This is a genomic window from Roseobacter sinensis (assembly GCF_025755255.1).
GTDB classification, from domain to species: domain Bacteria; phylum Pseudomonadota; class Alphaproteobacteria; order Rhodobacterales; family Rhodobacteraceae; genus Roseobacter; species Roseobacter sinensis.
In genome coordinates this window covers 25,582-44,926 of record NZ_JALIEB010000001.1, presented here as the reverse complement: position 1 = coordinate 44,926, position 19,345 = coordinate 25,582, and the positions used below count along the sequence as shown (strand labels likewise).

Genomic DNA, 19,345 nt, shown 5'->3' with positions numbered 1-19,345 from the left:
CCGGTCCGGGCCCCCACGTGCGCGGTCCGGTGGCTGCGTCCGGTCCGGTACTCTCCTCAAATCAAGGATGCAAGCGATGACGCGCCCCCGCCTTCCTGCGTGGTTTGTCCTTCTGCTGCCCGCGTTCATCGTGCTGGCGGCCGTTGTCCTGATCCCGCTGCTGCTCTCGCTCTACTCCAGCTTCACCTCCTACCGGCTCACGCGGCCCGAGACGCTCTACAACTGGATCGGCACGTTCAATTACGAAAAGGCGGTGCAGAGCGCGCATTTCTGGTCGGCTTTCGGACGAACGGTCCTGCTTCTGACCATCGCGCTCAATCTGGAGATGCTGCTCGGCCTCGGGCTCGCGCTCCTGGTCAACCAGGTGACCTACGGACAACGCCTGCTGCGCACCATCATGATGTTCCCGATGATGTTCTCGCCGCTGTTGGTGGGCTTTCAGTTCAAGTTCATCTTCAACGACAATGTCGGTCTGGTGAACAACGCGCTCCAGTCGCTGGGACTGACCAATGTCGCGATCCCCTGGTTGGTCGACGGGCAACTGGCGTTCATCTCGATCCTGGTGGCCGAGATGTGGTCGTCCACCTCCGTGTTCGCTATTCTGATCCTTGCGGGGCTCTTTGCGGTGCCCCGCGATCCGATCGAGGCGGCGAAGGTGGACGGGTGCACGCCCTGGCAGAGCTTTCGTCACATCACGCTGCCCTACATCATGCCCTTTATCTACATCGCGCTTGCCATCCGGTCACTGGATGTCGCGCGCGCCTATGACATCGTCCAGATCATGACCAATGGCGGGCCGGCGCGCCGCACCGAGCTGATCTGGACGCTTATCGGCCGCACCGGATATGTCGATGCCAAGATGGGATATGCCAATGCCATGGGCTATATCTCGATCTTCCTCGCCATCGCCTTCACGATCTACTTCTTCCGCAAGCTGAACGCCGCGCGGGCCGAACTGGGCATGGGAGGGTGAGATGAACGACGCCCGTCTGCACCGGCTCCGCGCGCGCAGCCTGAAGCTTCTCCAGCTTGCGGCGCTCTTCATCGCCATGTCGATCATCTGCCTGCCCGGTCTCTGGGTGGTGCTGAACTCCTTCCGCCCGACCGTCGAGATCATGGCGAAGCCACCTGTCTGGATCCCGCAGGAGCTGAACCTCGATCACTACCGCGCCATGTTCGGCGACCTGGGCGAAGGCGGTGTACCGGTCATGCGGTACTTCACCAACTCGTTGATCATCTCGGTCACATCGACGGTGATTGCGATCCTTGTGGGCATGGCCGGGGGATACGCCTTTGCGCGCTACCAGTTCAAAGGCAAGGCGGCGATCTTTATCGGGCTGATGCTGACACGCGCCGTTCCGGGCGTCGCACTCTCGCTGCCGCTCTTCATCGTGATGGCGCGCACCGGGCTGATCGACACCCATATCGGGCTGATCCTGGTCTATGTCTCGCTGAACGTGCCGTTCACCATCTGGCTGATCGACGGGTTCTTCCGTCAGGTCCCCGTCGAGTTGGCCGAAGCCGCCGAGATCGACGGCTGCACGCGATGGCAGGCTTTCTGGAAGGTCGAGTTCCCGGTGGCCCGCGCCGGTGTCGCCTCGGCGGGGATCTTCGCCTTCCTGACCTCCTGGAACGAATACGCGCTGGCCAGCCAACTGACTCGCTCGACCTTTTCCAAGACCATGCCGGTGGGGCTGCGCGACTTCACCAGCGAGTTCACCATCAACTGGGGCGGGATGTGCGCGCTGGCGGTGCTGATGATCATCCCCGCCCTGATCCTGACATTCCTCGTACAGAAACACCTCATCGCGGGCCTCACCTTCGGCGGCGTGAAAGGATAGACAGCATGGCACAGGTGACCCTCAGGACGGTGGTGAAGAAATACGGCGCCCTTCAGGTCGTGCATGGCATCGATCTGGATATCGACGACAGTGAGTTCGTGGTGCTGGTGGGCCCGTCAGGCTGCGGAAAGTCCACGACCCTGCGGATGATCGCGGGGTTGGAGCCCATCAGCGGCGGCGAGATTGTCATCGGTGACCGCGTGGTGAACGACCTGCCGCCGCGCCACCGCAACATCTCGATGGTGTTCCAGAATTACGCGCTTTATCCGCATATGACCGTTCGCGAGAACCTTGGCTTCTCGCTGAAGATCGCGAAGCGCGCCCAGGGCGAGATCGACAGGGCGGTCGATGAGGCCGCCGAGATCCTCAGCCTGACCGAGTACCTGGATCGCAAGCCAGGTGCCTTGTCCGGCGGTCAGCGCCAGCGTGTCGCCATGGGGCGCGCCATCGTGCGCCATCCGGATGTCTTCCTCTTCGACGAGCCGTTGTCGAACCTCGACGCGAAGCTGCGCACGCAGATGCGGACCGAGATCAAGAAGCTGCATCAGAAGGTGAAATCCACCATCGTCTACGTGACCCATGATCAGGTTGAGGCGATGACGCTTGCCGACCGCATCGTGATCATGCGCGACGGGCACATCGAACAGATCGGTACGCCGCTGGAGGTGTTTGAAGCGCCTACCAACACCTTTGTCGCGACCTTCATCGGCTCGCCGCCCATGAACCTGCTGGAGGGGCGGGTCGCGCAGGATGCCGTTGCCCTGGCCAATGGCATCACGGTGCCGGTGCCGGAGGCGTTCCGCGCGCATGTCACCGACGGCCAGGAGGTGATCCTCGGCGTTCGGGCCGACAATCTGATGCCAGTGGGGCACGCAATGCCGATGGAAGGGGCGCATGCGGCGTTCGACATGACGGTCAACCTGTCCGAGCCGCTTGGCACCGAAACGCTGCTCTTCGCCACACTTGCCGGCGAGGAGGTTCAGGCGAAGATGCTGAATCCCCGCCCGGTCGCGTCGGGCGAGCAACTGCGCTTTCAGCTGGATCTGACCCGGTGCCACCTCTTTGACGCCCAGAGCCGGCAGAGCTTGAGGTAGTCATGGCCCGGATCGAACATGTCGAGATTTTCATGGCTGACCTGAAGCCCAAGGTCAAACGCACCGATGCCATCCAGAGTTTCGAAAGCCAGGAGACCCCGTTCGTCAGCATCACCGACACCGACGGGCAAAGCGGGCTTGGCTACAGCTATACCATCGGACAGGGCGGCCCGGCGATCATGTCGCTGTTGCGGGCCACGCTCGTGCCGCAGCTGATCGGTCGCGAGGCCGAGGAGATCGGCCGGATCTGGCGGGATCTGCTGTTCTCGACCCACGCCACCAGCGTCGGCGCCATCACCTCGCTGGCCTTGGCCGCAATCGACACCGCGCTTTGGGATCTGCGCTGCAAGCGCGCCGGGTTGCCGTTGTGGCGGATGCTCGGCGGGGCCAAGGCATCGGTGCCGATGTATACGACCGAAGGCGGCTGGCTGCACATCCCGGCGGAGGATCTGGTCTCGGACGCGCTTGCGGCCAAGGCCTCCGGCTTCTCGGGCAGCAAGATCAAGATCGGTCAGCCGCATCTCAGCCAGGACAGGTCGCGCCTCGCAGCGGTCCGCGAGGCGGTGGGACCGGACTACGAGATCATGGTGGATGCGAACCAGTGTTTCACCCGCGCCGAAGCGACGCGGCGCGCCCATATGCTGGAAGAGCTGGGCATCGCCTGGTTCGAGGAGCCGATGCCGGCCGACGATGTGATGGAGCACGCGCGGCTGGCCGCATCCACGTCCGTCCCGGTTGCGGTGGGCGAGAGCATGTATTCGCTCTCGCAGTTCAAGGACTATCTGGTGGCAAGCGGGGCAAGCATCGTTCAGGTCGATGTGGCACGGATCGGTGGTATCACGCCGTGGATGAAGGTCGCGCATCTGGCCGAGGCGCATAATGCGCCGGTCTGCCCGCATTTTCTGATGGAGCTTCACGTGAGCCTCGTTTGCGCGATCCCCAATGCGCCCTGGCTGGAGTATATCCCGCAGCTCGACAGCCTAACCGCATCGCCGATGCGGATGGAGGGCGGGCGGGCCTATCCGTCCGAGGCGCCGGGCCTCGGCATCGACTGGGACATGGACCGCCTGCGTGCTTCCCGGATCGAAGGCCTGTCGGAGACATTCACGCCCTAGGGGCAGGGAGGAGGAGGACGCATGCAGCGTATGGGAATGGTGATCGGCCTCGAAGCGGACCGGGTGGCGGAGTACAAACGTCTGCATGCCGAGGTCTGGCCGGGTGTTCTGAAGATGATCACAGCCTGCAACATCCGGAATTATTCGATCTACCTCAAGGAGCCCGAGAACCTGCTTTTCGGCTATTGGGAGTATCACGGTACGGACTTCGACGCCGATGCAGCGAAAATGGCTGCAGACCCGGAAACGCAGCGGTGGTGGGATGTGTGCATGCCCTGTCAGCGGCCGCTGGAGGCGCGCAAGGCTGGGGAATGGTGGGCGATGATGGACGAAGTCTTTCATCTGGATTGAGCGATGTATGACGAACTGAAGCAGGCCTGGCCCCGCGCCACCCGTCCCAAACCGATTGTGCTCTTTGGGGCCGGGTCCATCGTGACGGACGCACATCTGCCCGCCTACAAAAAGGCTGGCTACGAGGTGCTCGGCGTCTTTGATCCCGACCTCGCTAAGGCACACGCGCTCGCGCAGGCGCAGGGTTTCGAGGCCTTCACCACGCCCGCGGAGGCGGCGAACGTCGGAGACGTGGTTTTCGATCTTGCCACGCCGCCGGATGCCCATGCGGACATCCTGCGGGGGCTTCCGGAGGGCGCGGCGGTCCTGATCCAGAAACCGATGGGCAGCGATCTGGCTGGGGCTTCCGAGATCCTGAAGATCTGCCGCGCGCGACACCTGAAGGCAGCCGTGAACTTCCAGCTGCGCTTTGCCCCGCTGATCCTTGCCCTCTACGATGCGGTCGACCGGGGGCTGCTCGGCCGTATCGTGGATGTCGATGCCTGGCTGGCGCTGGACACGCCCTGGGGTCTGTGGAAGTTTCTCGAGCCGCTGCCCCGCGTCGAGATCAGCCTGCACTCGATCCACTACCTCGACATGATCCGCGGGCTGCTGGGCGATCCGCTGGGGGTTCACGCCAAAACGCTGGGGCATCCATCATCAAAGATCGCGCAGACCCGTACCGCAGCCATTCTCGACTATGGCGAGGAAGTCCGTTGCGCGCTGTCGATCAATCACAATCACGGGTTCGGACGTCGGCATCAGGCCTGCGAATTCCGCATCTGTGGGACGAAAGGGGCCGCCTATCTGCAATTGGGCGTCAACCTCGACTATCCGCGGGGCGAGCCCGATATCCTCGAGCTCAACACCGGGGACGGCTGGCGCGCTGTCGACCTGAAGGGGGCATGGTTTCCCGATGCCTTCGCCAGCCGGATGAGCCAGCTTCAGCGCTTTGCGACGGGCGAGGAAACCACCCTGTTGGGCGGTGTCGAAGATGCCTGGACCACGATGGCGCTGGTCGAAGCGGCCTATGAGAGCAGCGCGCGGCCCGCAACGCCGCTGGCCATGAAACCCCGGTGACAGCGCGGTCGCCGCTCAGAGGAAGAGCTTGCGCCGCAAGGCGGCCTCCTGCCGGCAGATCTTGATGTCACGCTCGAGCAGGCGGCCCTGCGGAGAGGCCGCGATGCTGAAGTGGCGGAAACGGTCAACCCCGCTGGCCAGCGCCACAAGCGGGCGGTCCCCGCTGTCCTGCTTCATCGACGGACGGATATAGCGGATCGCCACACCGATGCGCCGATCCTCGGTGGTGTTCGGCCCCGAGGCATGGAACAGGTGCCCGTGGTGCAGCGACGCCTGACCCGGCTGCAACTCGCACAGGACGGCGTCGGCCTCATCGACGGCAACGGCGATTTCCTGACCGCGGGACAGCAGGTTGTCGTCGGCGTAGGTGTCGACATGCGGCACGATCCGCGTCTTGTGACTGCCCGGCACAAACCGCATGCAGCCGCTTTCACGCGTGGCCGGCGAAAGCGCGACCCAGCAGGTCACCTCCTCGGCATCGTCGAGACCCCAGTAGGTGAGATCCTGGTGCCAGGAGACGATCTTGTCGGACCGGGCGGGCTTGATGAAGAGCGCGGCGCTGTAGACCAGCAGATCCGGGCCGAGGATCGAGGTGACAGCGCGGAGGATCCCCCGGTGCCTGATCAGGGCATCGAAGCTTGGCAACAGCCGATCCGGGTAGGTGCGCAGCAGGCCCAGACGCTCGGCATCGTCTGCCAGCTCCGCCTCGGCGGCCTCGAGGTCATCGCGGAGCGCTCTGGCGTCGCCTTCAGTCAGCACATCGATGGGCAGGGCGAACCCGTCGCGCTCGTAGGTCTCGGCGATGCTGGCCGGTGTTCTGGCGGGGGCGGGTGTGGTCATCATCCTTCGGGTCTCCGGCACATGTCTTGTCGACACCAGTCTGGCACGGGTTTGACCGCCCGAAAAATTGATTTAACAATGAGTTTGCAATCGATTTTTCGGATATGTCATGCGCCTCTCGGGTTTCAACCTCAATCAGCTGACCTATCTCGAAGCGCTGCTGGTTGAATGCAACGTCACCCGTGCGGCGCAGCGGGTTCATCTGAGCCAATCCGCCATGAGCGCCGTTCTGGCGCAGCTGCGCGATCACTTTCGCGATGAGCTTCTCGTCCGCTCGGGCCGAACCATGGTCCGGACCCCGTTTGCGGAAGGACTGATCGCCCCGATGAACGCGCTTCTGTCGCAGGCGCAGTCCTTCGCGGCGCTGCGACCGGGCGCAGGTGTGTCGGGCATCGCGCGGGACCTCTCTGTCGTTGCGTCGGACTACGTGATGCGGAGCTCTGTGGTTCCGGCAATCGAGCGGGCTGCGACCGAGATGCCTGGACTGCGCTTTGACCTTCTGCCGTTGTCCGGCGGCTCTGCCCGGCAGCTCCAGACCGGCGAGGTCGATCTGCTTCTGGCCGGGCAGTCGCTGGATGTGGGCCTGCCGCCGAAAGCGCGTGTCTTCACCGACAGCTTTGTCTGTCTGTCCTGTGCCGAGTGCGGCCCCGAGGCCGGTGCGCTCACGTCATCGGCCTATCTCGAGCGCGACCATGTGGTTGTCCGATACAGCCGGCATCAGACGCTGTTCGATGACGAGGAAGTCCTGCGCCGCGCGGGGCAGAGCCGACGGCGCAAGCTTTCCGTCTGGTCCTATTCGCTTGTTCCAGATCTGATCTGCGGCAAGGGGCTCATCGCGACAGTGCCCGCGCGCGCAGCCCGTCAGATCGCAGCGCGCTGGCCGGTCCGGGTGCACCCCTTTCCCTTCGATCACGACGCGGTCAGCATCTACGCATTCTGGCATTCCAGCCGTGACAAGGACGACGTGCTTGCGCGGTTCCTGCGGATGCTCGCCTGAGGCGCGGCGTCAGGGGAGCGCTCCAGCGTCGAACCAATAAAAAAGGGGCCGCCCGAAGGCGACCCTGAAAAGTCTCAGGTGATCGGGTCTTCAGCCGTTCACGCTGTCCTTGAGCGCTTTGGCGATGGTCATCTTGACCACCTTGTCCGCGTCTTTCTTGAATTGCTCACCGGTGGCCGGGTTGCGCACCATGCGCTCGGGCCGCTCCCGGCAATAGATCTTGCCGACGCCGGGCAGGGTCACGGCGCCGCCACCCGACACTTCGCGTGTGATCAGGTTGCAAACGGCTTCCAGTGCTGCGCCTGCGGATTTCTTGTCGGACCCCATTTCGTCGGCCAGGGCCGCGACCAGTTGGGTCTTTGTCATTGGTTTCGCCATGCTCTTGTTCTCCTTCGCTGCCCGAACAGTTGGGCCTCATAACCGAAATCTACCCGGATGTTGTGTATGAACACAACGATTAGTAGAGCAATGCAAGAAAAAACGTGCAAAATTAACCTATTTTCCGAGGTTTTCGGCCCTCAGAGGAAGGCAGTCTCTTCGAAGGAGCGCAATTTCCGGCTGTGGATACGCTCCAGCGGCATTGTCCGCAACCGTTCCATCGCCTGAATGCCGATGAGCAGATGCCGTGTGACCTGCGTTTTGTAGAAGTCCGAGGCCATGCCGGGCAGCTTCAATTCGCCGTGCAGCGGCTTGTCGGAGACGCAGAGCAAGGTGCCGTAGGGGACCCGGAACCGGTAGCCGTTGGCGGCGATTGTGGCGCTTTCCATGTCCAGAGCGACGGCGCGGGACTGGCTGAGCCGCTGCACCGGCCCCGATTGGTCGCGCAGCTCCCAGTTGCGGTTGTCGATCGTGGCGACGGTGCCGGTGCGCATGATGCGTTTGAGCTCGTAGCCTTCCAGCGCGGTGACCTCGGCCACCGCCTGTTCCAGCGCGATCTGGATTTCCGCCAGCGCCGGGATCGGGACCCAGACGGGAAGGTCGTCATCGAGCACGTGGTCTTCGCGCAGATAGGCATGCGCCAGCACGAAATCCCCGAGCGCCTGAGAGTTCCGCAGCCCGGCGCAATGCCCGACCATCAGCCAGGCATGCGGGCGCAACACCGCGATGTGGTCCGTCGCTGTCTTGGCGTTCGAGGGGCCGACGCCGATGTTGACCAGCGTGATGCCGGAGCCATCGGCGCGCTTGAGGTGATAGGTCGGCATCTGCGGGATTTTGATCGCCTCGGCCAGCGGCTCATCGCCGGTGGTGATGATCGCGTTGTCGGTTGAGACAAAAGCGGTGTAGCCCGAGGCCGGGTCATCCAGCTGCTGACGGGCATAGGCTTCGAATTCCGACACGTAGAACTGGTAGTTCGTGAAGAGCACGTGGTTCTGGAAATGCACCGGATCCGTGGCCGTGTAATGCGCGAGCCGCGCCAGCGAGTAGTCGACCCGCTGCGCCGTAAAGGGCGCCAAGGCGCCCACACCATCCGCTGGCGTATAGGTGCCATTGACGATGTCATCGTTGGTGGTGGACAGGTCCGGTACGTCGAAGACGTCGCGTAGGGTGAAGTCGGCGGCCCCTTCCTGTGGCACGGTGATGCTCGCGTCGTTGGCCACGGCAAAATGCACCGGAATCGGTGTATCGGAGGCGCCGATGATCACCGGCTGATCGTGGTTTTCGATCAGAAGGCCGATCTGCTGCGTGAGGTAGCTGCGGAAGAGATCGGGGCGCGTGATCGTCGCACGAAAGCTGCCGGGTGCCGAGACATGGCCGAAGCTGAGCCGCGTGTCGACTTGCGCGAAGGTGGAGGTCTTGAACATCACCTCCGGGTAGAAGGCGCGGATGCGGCTTTGCGGCGCGCCCTCGCTCATCGCCGTGCTGAAATGAGCGCAGAGAAACTCGGTGGCTTGCGCATAAAGCTCTTCCAGCCGTGCGACGGCGGCTTCGGCATCCATGAAGTCTTCGGCGGGGCGAGCGTCGGGGGTCAGGATCTTGGTCATGAGAGGGGTTCTACAACGGGAATGAAATCAAATCTGCGCACGTCGACCAGGCCGAGATCGGAGATGCGCAGCTCGGGGATGACGACGAGGGCCAGCAGCGAATGCTGCATGTAGGCGTTGTTCAGCGTACAGCCGCAGGCGCACATGGCGGCCATCATCGCGTCCGCTTTTGCCGCGACCTCTGCCGCGGGGCGGTCGGACATCAGCCCGGCGATCGGCAGTTCGACCAGCGCCAGCTCGGCACCGTCTTTGAAGATGACGATACCGCCGCCGATCTCGCCCAGACGGTTCGCGGCCATGGCCATGTGGTCGGCATCGGTGCCGACGACGATCATGTGGTGACTGTCATGGGCGACGGTGGAGGCCATCGCCATGGGCCCCTCGTAGCCAAAGCCCGAAACAAAGGCGTTGGTGACCTGCCCGGTGCCGCGATGCCGTTCGACCAGTGCGATTTGCGCGACGTCTCCGGTGGCCTGCACGCGGCCTTCGGTGACGGGCAGTTCGAATTGCAGCGCCTTGGTGGGCGCTTGGTTCTCGACGACGCCGATCACATTGGCGCGCACGGCATTGGCACCTTTGGGGGCGGGGATCGTGAAATCCTCCGCGGTCAGCGTCTTGCCCAGATGCACGGTCTGCCGGGCCTTGGCGGGCCAGTCGTAATGCGGGCAGTCGACGAGGCATTGCCCGTTCTCGGCGACGATCTGGCCACGCGCGATCACGGTCTCGCTGGGCAGGGTGATGAGGTCAGAGGTCAGGATCACATCGGCGCGCCTGCCGGGGGTGAGTGACCCGATCTCGCGCTCCAGCCCGAAGTGCGTGGCGGTGTTGACCGTCGCCATTTGCAGTGCGATGAGCGGGTCGCAGCCGCAGTCGATGGCGTGGCGCACCACGCGGTTCATATGCCCGTCATTCACCAGCGTGCCGGAATGGCAATCGTCGGTACAGAGGATCATGTTGCGCGGATCGAGGCCCTTTTCGGTCACCGCGGTGATCTGGTTTTCCACGTCATACCAGGCGGAGCCCAGCCGGATCATCGACCGCATGCCCTGCCGCATCCGGGCGATGGCGTCGGCTTCACAGGTGCCCTCGTGATCGTCCGCCGGGCCGCCCGCGACATAGCCCGCGAAGGCGGGGCCCAGGTCGGGCGAGGCGTAATGGCCGCCCACTGTCTTGCCCGCCATTTGCGTCGCGGCGATCTCGGCCAGCATCTTCGGGTCGGCGTTCGACACGCCGGGGAAGTTCATCATCTCGCCCAGACCGATGATGCCAGGCCAGGTCATCGCTTCGGCCACGTCTTCGGGGGTGATCTCGTAGCCCGTCGTCTCCATCCCCGGCGCGGAGGGTGCGCAGGAGGGCATCTGAGTGAAGATGTTGACGGGCTGCATGAGCGCCTCGTCGTGCATCATGCGCACGCCTTCGAGGCCCAGCACATTCGCGATCTCATGCGGGTCGGTGAACATCGAGGTGGTGCCATGGGGAATCACGGCGCGGGCGAACTCTGCGGGCGTCAGCATCCCGCTTTCGATATGCATATGCCCGTCACAGAGCCCGGGGATCATGTAGCGGCCGTCCGCTTCGATGACCTGCGTCTCATGCCCGATACAGTGGGAGGCGTCCGGCACCACGCAGGCGATGCGGCCACGCGCAATGGCGATGTCATGGCCATCGAGCACTTCGCGCGTATGGACATTGACCCATTTGCCTGCGCGAATGACCGTATCCGCAGGGCTGCGGCCGGTTGCCACGGCAATGAGCTGCGGAGCGGTGTCTGGCCATGAGGGGAAAGCTGCGTGCGTCATGTCCCTAGGTGCCACGGGTTTTGGGGATGTTCAAGCGGGGAGGCGCGCTGATGGACTATGAAACCGTGTCGGCGGAGGATTTCGGCAAGAGCCTGCGCGGGATCGGGCTGAACCTGCTGGTGCGTGACGTGCGCGAGACCGCGACATTTCTGGAGCACGTGTTCGGGATGGGGGTGCATCGGCTGAGCGAAGATTTCGCCATCCTCACCTACGGGGTGCAGCTGTTTCAGCTGCACAGCGATGGGACCTATGGGTCGAACCCTCTGCTGGGCCTGCTGCCGGAAAACCCGCCGCGCGGGGCGGGGATCGAAATCCGGCTCTACGATACGGACCCGGAGGCGGCCGTGGCGCGGGCCGAAGCGGCAGGTGCTGTCATCCTTCAGGCGCCAACCGACAAGCCGCATGGGCTGCGCGAGGCCTATATCCTTTGCGGTGACGGCTATGCCTGGGTGCCAAGTCGTCCGCTGGACTAGCCCGCGTCTGTCGCATTTCGGCTAGCCAGTCGCGTTCCGGCATGGTTCAACTTGGACAAATGCGAGGAGGTGCCCGATGTCCGTTTCACATGTTCGCCCCAATATGGACCACTGGCAGGAGCGTGTGGATCTCGCTGCGGCCTTCCGCTGGACGGTGCGGCTGAACATGCACGAGGCGGTGGCCAACCACTTCAGCCTGGCGATCAACGACGATGGCACGCGGTTTCTGATGAACCCGAACCAGATGCACTTTGCGCGCATCCGGGCGTCGGACCTGATCGTCGTGGATGCGAATGACCCGGCAAGCATGGAAGGTCCGGACGCGCCGGACCCCACGGCCTGGGGGCTGCATGGCGGGCTGCATCGGCACTGCCCGCACGCGCGGTGTGCGATGCATGTGCATTCGCCCTATGCCACGGCGCTGGCCGCCTTGGCCGACAGCCGTCTGCCGCCGGTGGATCAGAACGCCTGTATGTTTTTCAACCGGATCGTGATTGACGAGGACTATGGCGGGCTGGCTTTCGAGGACGAAGGCGAGCGCTGCGCGCAGCTTTTCGACGATCCGAAGAAGAAGGTCATGGTCATGGGCAACCACGGGGTCATGGTCATCGGTGACACGGTCGCCGACACGTTCAACCGGCTCTACTACTTCGAACGGGCCTGCATGACCTATATCCTCGCCCTGCAGACCGGGAAGCCGCTGCGCGTGCTGTCGCACGAGGTGGCTGAGAAGACGGCGCAAGAGATCGAGAGCTACCCCGAGCAGGATGCGCGGCATCTGGCGGAGTTGAAGGCGATCCTCGATGAGGACGGCAGCAGCTATGCGAGCTGATGGTTGGGTCAGCCCGGTGGACGATGCAAAGCGGTGGACAAGTACACGGCGCCTGGCTGCGCGGGCCTGATCTGGCCGCGCCCGATCCTGCCCGTTCTGCATTCCCAAAAGAGCCCGCCCGATGACGACCTATGGCCTGACCGACGAACACCGGATGATTGCGGAGACCGTCCGCAGCTTTGTCGAAAACGAGATCTATCCGCATGAAGAGCTGGTCGAGCGCAGCGGCGAGGTGCCCGTCGAGATTGCGCTGGAGATCAAGCGCAAGGCGCTGGAACTCGGGTTTTACGCCTGCAACTTTCCTGAAAGCGTCGGCTGTGCAGGGCTGACCCACCTCGAATTCGCGCTGGTCGAGCGCGAGCTGGGCCGCGGCGCCATGGCGCTGACGCATTTCTTCGGGCGGCCGCAGAACATCCTGATGGCCTGCGAGGGGGAGCAGGTGCAGCGCTATCTGATGCCCGCGGTGCGCGGCGAGAAGATGGATGCGCTGGCGATGACCGAACCAGGCGCGGGCTCGGACGTGCGCAGTATGACCTGTGCGGCGGTCCGCGATGGTGGCGATTGGGTCGTGAACGGAACAAAGCATTTCATCTCTGGCGCGGAGCACGCCGACTTCGTGATTGTCTTTGTGGCGACGGGGGAGGATCAGACCGACAAGGGACCGAAGAAGCGGATCACCGCGTTTCTGGTGGATCGCGGCACGCCGGGGTTCACCGTTCGGGACGGGTATCGGTCCGTCAGCCATCGCGGCTACAAGAACATGATCCTCGAGTTCGATGATTGCCGGTTGCCGGATGCGCAGGTGTTGGGCGCGGTCGATGGTGGGTTCGAGGTGATGAACACCTGGCTCTACGCCACGCGGATCACGGTTGCCGCGATGTCTGTGGGCCGTGCGCGGCGCGTGTTCGACTATGCAGTGCGTTACGCCGCTGAGCGGGAGCAATTCGGCCAGAAGATCGGGAAGTTTCAGGGGGTAAGCTTCCAGCTGGCGGATATGATCACCGAGATCGATGCCGCCGATCTGCTGACGCTGGCGAGTGCCGACCGCCTGGACCGGGCCCTGCCCGCCAACCGTGAGATCGCCAGTGCGAAGCTCTACGCCTCGGAGATGCTGGCGCGGGTCACGGATGCCGCGATCCAGGTGCATGGTGGCATGGGGCTCATGGCGGATTACCCGCTCGAGCGCTTCTGGCGCGATGCGCGGGTGGAGCGGATCTGGGATGGAACCTCCGAGATCCAGCGCCACATCATCAGCCGCGATCTTCTGCGCGCGTTGGGAGCCTGAGGGTTTCATGCCTTCGGCGAGGATATTTTTGGCCAGAAGAAGCCGGGCGGTGCGCGCTTGAGCCCGAATCTGTCGCGGCTGTTGCGGCCCCGGTCGGTCGCGGTGGTGGGGGGTGGTGCGTGGTGCCGGCAGGTGGTGCGGCAGGTGCAGCGCATGGGATTTTCGGGTCCGATCTGGCGGGTGCATCCGGATCCGGCGCCTGTCGAAACCGTGGCCGCTGTGCCCACTCTCGCTGACCTGCCTGGTGTGCCGGATGCGACATTCCTTGGGGTTAATCGGCATCGCACGGTGGAGAGCGTTGCGGCGCTCTCGCGCATGGGCGCTGGCGGTGCCGTCTGCTTCGCCTCGGGCTTCTCGGAGGCGAGCGGCGAAGACGCAGGGGCCGCCGATCTGCAACGCGCCTTGGCGGCGGCGGCTGACGACATGCCGATCCTTGGGCCCAATTGCTATGGATTCATCAATGCGTTGGATGGGGCGCTGCTGTGGCCGGATCAACATGGCTGTGTGCCTCTGGAGAGAGGCGTTGCGATCCTGACGCAGAGCTCGAACATCGCGATCAACCTCACCATGCAGCGGCGCGCGCTTCCGATCGCGTACATGGTGACGTGCGGAAACATGGCGCAGATCCGGCAGGCGCAAATCGCTGATGCGCTGCTGGACGATCCGCGGGTGACGGCCATTGGGCTGCACGTGGAAGGCTTCGCGGATGTGGCAGAGTGGGTCGCCTTGGCACGCAAGGCCTATGCGAAGGATGTGCCGCTGGTGGTGCTCAAAGTCGGGGCGTCGGATCAGGCGCAGCGGGCGACGATCTCGCACACCGCCTCGCTGGCCGGCAGCGACGCCGGGGCGGAGGCTTTGCTGAGCCGACTGGGGCTGGCCCGGGTGCACGACTTGCCCGGCTTTCTGGAGACGCTGAAGCTTTTGCATTGCAACGGGCGCCTGGAGAGCAATGCGCTCTCCTGCGTGAGCTGTTCCGGCGGCGAGGCCAGTCTGGCAGCGGATATGGCCAAACCGTTCGATCTGTCCTTTCCGGAGTTGACGGCGGATCAGAAAACCGCGCTGGGGCAGGTGTTGGGGCCGATGGTCGCGCTCTCCAACCCGCTGGATTATCACACCTATGTCTGGGGAGACGCGTCGAAGATGGCGGCGGCCTGGCGACCGATGGCGGCGGCACATATCGGGCTGTTGTTGCTGGTGGTCGACTATCCGCACACCGATGCCGGCGACTGGGTGAGCGCGACCGAGGCGGCGATCTCGGTGCGCCGCGAAACCGGACGGCCCGTTGCAGTGGCCGCGACCCTGCCGGAGCTCATGCCAGAAGCCGCGGCCACTGCACTCATGGCCGCAGGTGTGACGCCGCTTTGCGGGTTACGCGAGGCGCTGGTCGCGGCGGAGGCGGCGTCGCACAGCGGCGCTCCGCATCCGCTGCCCCCGATCCTGCCGATCCCTGAGGCCCCTGCTTGGGTGATGGATGAGGCGGCGGCGAAGGTGCTGTTAAGCAGCCACGGCCTGCGCACGCCGAGGCACGTGGTTCTGGAGCGGATCGGTCTCGCCGCTGCTTCTGATCTCGAGGCGCCACTTGCGCTCAAGGCTCTGGGTCTGGCGCACAAGTCAGATGCCGGGGCCGTTCGTCTGGGCCTCAGCCATGCCGACCTTGCGGCTGCGGCTGAGCAGATCGAGGCGAGCCGCTACCTGGTCGAGGAGATGGTGCAGGGCGCCGTGGTGGAGCTTCTGGTGGGTATGGCGCGCGATCCGGCGCATGGCGCGGTGCTGACGCTGGGCGCGGGTGGGGTTCTGACCGAGATCTGGCAGGACAGCGTCTCGCGGCTGCTGCCGGTGACCGAGGACGATGTCACGGATGCGCTGGGGCAGCTGCGGCTCTTTCCGGTTTTGGGCGGCTATCGAGGGCGGCCCGCGGCGAACCTGTCGGCTATTGTCGCCGCGGTCATGGCGCTGCAGGACTGCGTGATTGCGCAGGGCGACGCGATCAGCGAGGTTGAGATCAACCCGCTGATCTGTACCACCGACACGGCGATCGCGGTGGACGCGCTGATATCGATGTCATGCGCAAGCAAGCCGGAGGAGACCTGAATGGAGCCGATCAAGACCACCCGCAAGGGCCCGATCCTGCAGGTTACGCTGGACCGGCCCAAGGCCAATGCGATCGATCTTGTGACCTCGCGCGCGATGGGCGAGGTCTTCGCCGGCTTTCGCGACGATCCAGCGCTGCGCGTGGCGATCCTGACCGGGGCAGGCGAGAAGTTCTTTTGCCTGGGCTGGGACCTCAAGGCGGCGGCAGACGGCGATGCCGTCGATGGTGACTATGGTGTGGGCGGTTTCGGCGGGTTGCAGGAGTTGCGCGGGCTGAACAAGCCGGTGATTGCAGCGGTCAACGGTATCGCCTGCGGCGGCGGGCTGGAGCTTGCCCTGAGCGCAGATCTGATCCTTGCCGCCAATCACGCCACCTTCGCGCTGCCTGAGATCCGTTCGGGCACCGTGGCGGATGCGGCTTCGGTCAAGCTGCCCAAGCGCATCCCCTACCACATCGCGATGGAGCTTCTGCTCACCGGGCGCTGGTTCGATGCCGAAGAGGCGCACCGCTGGGGGCTGGTCAACGAGGTGCTGCCGGCCGAGGCGCTGATGCCGCGGGCCTGGGCTCTGGCCGAGCTGCTGGCCTCGGGGCCGCCGCTGGTCTATGCGGCGATCAAGGAGATCGTGCGGGATGCGGAGGATGCGAAATTTCAGGACGCGATGAATCGGATCACCCAACGCCAGCTCGAGACCGTGGACCGGCTCTATTCCTCGGAGGACCAGCTGGAGGGGGCGCGGGCGTTTGCGGAAAAGCGCGATCCCGTGTGGAAGGGCCGCTGACGTCAGGTGCCGCTGCCCGAAGCTGCGGATGAAGATCATGTGTGAGTGTCGATGAAACTGCTCTTTGTGCATCAGAACATGCCCGGCCAGTACCGCGAGATCGTGCGGTGGCTCTTGGCCGCCGGTGAGCACGAGATCGCCTTTCTGACCCAGCGGCGCACACCGCTCCAGTTCGACCGGCTGCGCACGGTGATCTACAAACCGCACCATGCGCCGGGCAAGGATGCCTACGGGCTGTCTAAGGTCTGGGAAGAAGCGGTCGGCGCAGGCTTCGGCGCAGCCATGGCGGCGCGCCGGCTGGAACAGGAGGAAGGGTTCAAGCCCGATATCGTTGTCGGCCACGTCGGGTGGGGCGAGCTGACCTTCTTCAAGCAGATCTGGCCCGATGTGCCGATCATCGGGTATTTCGAATACTACTACAATCTGCACGGCGGGCTTGTCGGGTTCGATCCGGAAGAGCCCGTCTCGGAGCACGCGCCGTTCCTGATACAGGCGCGCAACGCGGTACCGCTGGCGAACATCGAGACGGTCGATCTGGGCCAATGCCCGACGCTCTGGCAGCGCGACCGCTTTCCACAGAGTTTTCATGACCGCATGTATGTGTGCCACGACGGCATTCGGACAGACAGTCTGCGACCCGATGCGGCGGCCTCGCTGTCTCTGGGGCGTCTGGACCGACCGCTCACGCGGGACGATGAGGTGATCACCTATGTCGCGCGCAACCTCGAACGGGCCCGCGGCTTCCACGTCTTGATGCGTGCACTGCCGCGCATCCTGCGGGAGCGTCCGCAGGCGCGTGTGTTGATCATCGGCGGCAACGAGGTCTCCTACGGCGGGCGATCGCAGGCTCCCGGCGGGCTGCGCGCGGAGATGGAGAAGGAGGTCGGCCAGGACATCGACTGGAGCCGCGTGCATGTCCTTGGCCGGATACCCTATCCGGATTTCCAGACGCTGGTGCAGATCAGCCGCTGTCACATCTATCTGACGATGCCCTTCGTGCTCTCCTGGTCGCTGATGGAGGCGATGGCGATGCAGGCGACTGTCGTGGCTTCCGATGTGGCGCCGGTGCGCGAGGTGATCACCCATGGTGAGACCGGGCTGCTGGTCGATTTTCACGACTCCGACGCGCTGGCACGACAGGTCATCGAGGTGGTCACTGGCCCGGGTGCCTTTGCGCATCTGGGTCCGGCGGCGCGGGCCCATATCGTCGCGCACCACGATTTCCTGACGTGCTGTCTGCCCGAGCATCTGCGCCGGATCAACGCATTGGTCCCGGCCTCTCGGCAGATCGAGATCCCGCGTTGAGCGTCTTGCACCCGGGTCCGTCGCGGTCCACTCTGCGGCGATGAGCAAGACACTTCTGTCCTTCGGCCACGGGTTCAGCGCCAGGGCCCTGACGCCGCGGCTGACGGCCAAAGGGTGGCGCGTGATTGGCACCACCCGCAGCGCCGAGAAAGCCCAGGCCATCACGGCGAGCGGCGCAGAGCCGATGGTCTGGCCTGGCACGGATATCTCGGCAACCCTTTCGGAAGCGGATGCGCTTTTGATCTCGGCGGGGCCGGGCCCGGACGGTGACCCGGTGCTGGCCGAGCTGCGCGCGGACATCGCGGCTGCGGCCCCGCGGTTCGCATGGGTTGGGTATCTCTCCACCACGGGCGTGTACGGTGATCACGGCGGGGATTGGGTAGATGAGAGCACGGCTCTGGCACCCTCAACAAGGCGGGGCCAGGCGCGGGTGGACGCCGAGGCTGCATGGCAGGCGATCCCGGATCTGAAGCTGCATATCTTCCGGCTTGCGGGTATCTACGGGCCAGGGCGTGGCCCTTTCGCCAAGGTGCGGAACGGCACCGCGCGGCGGATCATCAAGAGGGGGCAGGTCTTCTCGCGGATCCATGTGGAAGACATCGCGCAAGTCCTGGAGGCCTCGCTGGCGCAGCCCAATCCGGGTGCTGTCTACAACCTCTGCGATGACGATCCGGCCCCGCCCCAGGATGTTATCGCTTATGCTGCAGAGCTGCTGGGCCTGCCGCTGCCGCCCGCCGTCGATTTCGACACCGCCGAGATGACACCGATGGCGCGCAGTTTCTACGCTGAGAGCAAGAAAGTTCGGAACGATCGCATCAAGCAGGAGTTGGGAGTGCAGCTATTGTACCCCGACTATCGGACCGGACTGGAGGCTTTGCTGCGTGACGAACGCGAGGACCATGACGCGCCAGACGTATGAGGACTGGCCCTTGACACGCCTGCTGGACGCCGTCGACCGGGCTGCCGAGGACGACACGGTCGAGCTGCGCGACGTTCTCTCGGAAATCGGCGACCGGACGATCACGCCGGTGATCCTCGTGGTCGCCCTATTGCTCGTCTCGCCGCTGTCGGGCGTGCCGGGCATGCCGACGATCTGCGCGGCGATCATCATCATGCTGTCGCTGCAAGGGTTGACCGGGAGCAGGCTGTGGCTGCCGCGCTGGATGATGCGCGCCGAAGTGAAGGGCGCGCGGCTGCAACAGGCCGTGGGCTGGTTGCGCAGGCCCGCGGACTGGATCGATCGGAACTCTCACCCGCGTCTGCAAGCCTTGACGCGCGGTCCCATGCGTCTGCTGATCCTCGCGCAGTGCGCGGTGATCCCGCTGGGCTGGCCCGCGCTAGAGCTTCTGCCCGGCGTGACCTCGCTCGCCGCGGCGACCGTGGGCCTCTTTGCCTTCGGATTGTTCGCCCGCGACGGCTACTTCGTGATTGCGGGCTACATCGGCATGGTCGCTGTGCCCGCCGGAGCGCTGGCGCTGCTCAACGTCGCGGTGCTGTAGCG

At 64.6% G+C, this 19,345-nt stretch carries 19 protein-coding genes; 15 read left to right on the top strand and 4 right to left on the bottom strand.

Going from position 1 to position 19,345, the window contains the following annotated elements; genetic code table 11:
• Nucleotides 1-76: 76 nt before the first annotated feature.
• From MUB52_RS00240 to MUB52_RS00215, 6 genes are read left to right on the top strand one after another with little or no spacing between them, the layout of a single operon-like run.
• On the top strand, nucleotides 77-973 hold the full coding sequence (locus MUB52_RS00240; RefSeq protein ID WP_263842174.1) for a carbohydrate ABC transporter permease: 897 nt from the start codon (nucleotides 77-79) through the stop codon (nucleotides 971-973).
• Nucleotide 974: 1 nt separating this feature from the next.
• Nucleotides 975-1,841 (top strand): carbohydrate ABC transporter permease, encoded by an 867-nt coding sequence (locus MUB52_RS00235; RefSeq protein ID WP_263842173.1) that lies wholly within the window; start codon nucleotides 975-977, stop codon nucleotides 1,839-1,841.
• Nucleotides 1,842-1,846: 5 nt separating this feature from the next.
• The gene (locus MUB52_RS00230; RefSeq protein WP_263842172.1) at nucleotides 1,847-2,935 is read left to right on the top strand and encodes an ABC transporter ATP-binding protein; all 1,089 of its coding nucleotides are present in this window, start codon (nucleotides 1,847-1,849) and stop codon (nucleotides 2,933-2,935) included.
• Between the two features lie 2 nt (nucleotides 2,936-2,937).
• Nucleotides 2,938-4,050, top strand: a complete 1,113-nt coding sequence (locus tag MUB52_RS00225; protein ID WP_263842171.1) for a mandelate racemase/muconate lactonizing enzyme family protein — start codon at nucleotides 2,938-2,940, stop codon at nucleotides 4,048-4,050.
• A gap of 21 nt (nucleotides 4,051-4,071) precedes the next feature.
• On the top strand, nucleotides 4,072-4,401 hold the full coding sequence (locus MUB52_RS00220; RefSeq protein WP_263842170.1) for an L-rhamnose mutarotase: 330 nt from the start codon (nucleotides 4,072-4,074) through the stop codon (nucleotides 4,399-4,401).
• 3 nt (nucleotides 4,402-4,404) lie between these two features.
• Nucleotides 4,405-5,460 carry a Gfo/Idh/MocA family protein gene (locus MUB52_RS00215; RefSeq protein ID WP_263842169.1) on the top strand — a complete coding sequence of 352 codons (1,056 nt, stop codon included), beginning with the start codon at nucleotides 4,405-4,407 and terminating at the stop codon, nucleotides 5,458-5,460.
• 15 nt (nucleotides 5,461-5,475) lie between these two features.
• Here the strand turns inward: MUB52_RS00215 and MUB52_RS00210 are convergent, their stop codons facing one another.
• On the bottom strand, nucleotides 5,476-6,303 hold the full coding sequence (locus MUB52_RS00210; RefSeq protein ID WP_263842168.1) for a phytanoyl-CoA dioxygenase family protein: 828 nt from the start codon (nucleotides 6,301-6,303) through the stop codon (nucleotides 5,476-5,478).
• Between the two features lie 106 nt (nucleotides 6,304-6,409).
• On the opposite strand from MUB52_RS00210, the gene MUB52_RS00205 reads away from it, so the two are divergent.
• Nucleotides 6,410-7,297 (top strand): LysR family transcriptional regulator, encoded by an 888-nt coding sequence (locus tag MUB52_RS00205; RefSeq protein ID WP_263842167.1) that lies wholly within the window; start codon nucleotides 6,410-6,412, stop codon nucleotides 7,295-7,297.
• Nucleotides 7,298-7,387: 90 nt separating this feature from the next.
• Here MUB52_RS00205 and MUB52_RS00200 read toward each other — a convergent pair whose 3' ends face one another.
• The 3 genes from MUB52_RS00200 to ade all read right to left on the bottom strand — a co-directional run bounded on the left by MUB52_RS00200 (nucleotide 7,388) and on the right by ade (nucleotide 11,078).
• Entirely contained in the window at nucleotides 7,388-7,675 is a 288-nt protein-coding gene (locus tag MUB52_RS00200; RefSeq protein WP_263842166.1) for an HU family DNA-binding protein, read from the bottom strand.
• A gap of 140 nt (nucleotides 7,676-7,815) precedes the next feature.
• A complete protein-coding gene (locus tag MUB52_RS00195; RefSeq protein WP_263842165.1) occupies nucleotides 7,816-9,279 on the bottom strand; it encodes an AMP nucleosidase in 1,464 nt (487 codons plus the stop codon).
• Nucleotides 9,276-11,078, bottom strand: a complete 1,803-nt coding sequence (ade, locus tag MUB52_RS00190) for an adenine deaminase (RefSeq protein ID WP_263842164.1) — start codon at nucleotides 11,076-11,078, stop codon at nucleotides 9,276-9,278. The genes MUB52_RS00195 and ade overlap by 4 nt, the downstream gene beginning before the upstream one ends.
• Nucleotides 11,079-11,128: 50 nt before the next feature.
• Between ade and MUB52_RS00185 the strand changes: the two genes are divergently transcribed.
• The 8 genes from MUB52_RS00185 (at nucleotide 11,129) to MUB52_RS00150 (ending at nucleotide 19,343) form a co-directional block, all read left to right on the top strand.
• Nucleotides 11,129-11,551, top strand: coding sequence for a VOC family protein (locus MUB52_RS00185; RefSeq protein WP_263842163.1), 423 nt, complete (start codon nucleotides 11,129-11,131; stop codon nucleotides 11,549-11,551).
• 76 nt (nucleotides 11,552-11,627) lie between these two features.
• On the top strand, nucleotides 11,628-12,383 hold the full coding sequence (locus tag MUB52_RS00180) for a class II aldolase and adducin N-terminal domain-containing protein (protein WP_263842162.1): 756 nt from the start codon (nucleotides 11,628-11,630) through the stop codon (nucleotides 12,381-12,383).
• Nucleotides 12,384-12,504: 121 nt separating this feature from the next.
• Entirely contained in the window at nucleotides 12,505-13,668 is a 1,164-nt protein-coding gene (locus MUB52_RS00175; RefSeq protein WP_263842161.1) for an acyl-CoA dehydrogenase family protein, read from the top strand.
• 57 nt (nucleotides 13,669-13,725) lie between these two features.
• A complete protein-coding gene (locus MUB52_RS00170; RefSeq protein ID WP_263842160.1) occupies nucleotides 13,726-15,759 on the top strand; it encodes an acetate--CoA ligase family protein in 2,034 nt (677 codons plus the stop codon).
• The gene (locus tag MUB52_RS00165; protein WP_263842159.1) at nucleotides 15,760-16,539 is read left to right on the top strand and encodes a carnitinyl-CoA dehydratase; all 780 of its coding nucleotides are present in this window, start codon (nucleotides 15,760-15,762) and stop codon (nucleotides 16,537-16,539) included.
• A 51-nt stretch (nucleotides 16,540-16,590) separates the two neighbouring features.
• Complete coding sequence (locus MUB52_RS00160) at nucleotides 16,591-17,844, top strand: glycosyltransferase family 4 protein (protein WP_263842158.1); 1,254 nt, start codon at nucleotides 16,591-16,593, stop codon at nucleotides 17,842-17,844.
• Between the two features lie 40 nt (nucleotides 17,845-17,884).
• On the top strand, nucleotides 17,885-18,763 hold the full coding sequence (locus MUB52_RS00155) for an SDR family oxidoreductase (protein ID WP_263842157.1): 879 nt from the start codon (nucleotides 17,885-17,887) through the stop codon (nucleotides 18,761-18,763).
• Entirely contained in the window at nucleotides 18,744-19,343 is a 600-nt protein-coding gene (locus MUB52_RS00150; protein WP_263842156.1) for an exopolysaccharide biosynthesis protein, read from the top strand. The genes MUB52_RS00155 and MUB52_RS00150 overlap by 20 nt, the downstream gene beginning before the upstream one ends.
• The last annotated feature ends 2 nt before the right edge of the window (nucleotides 19,344-19,345 follow it).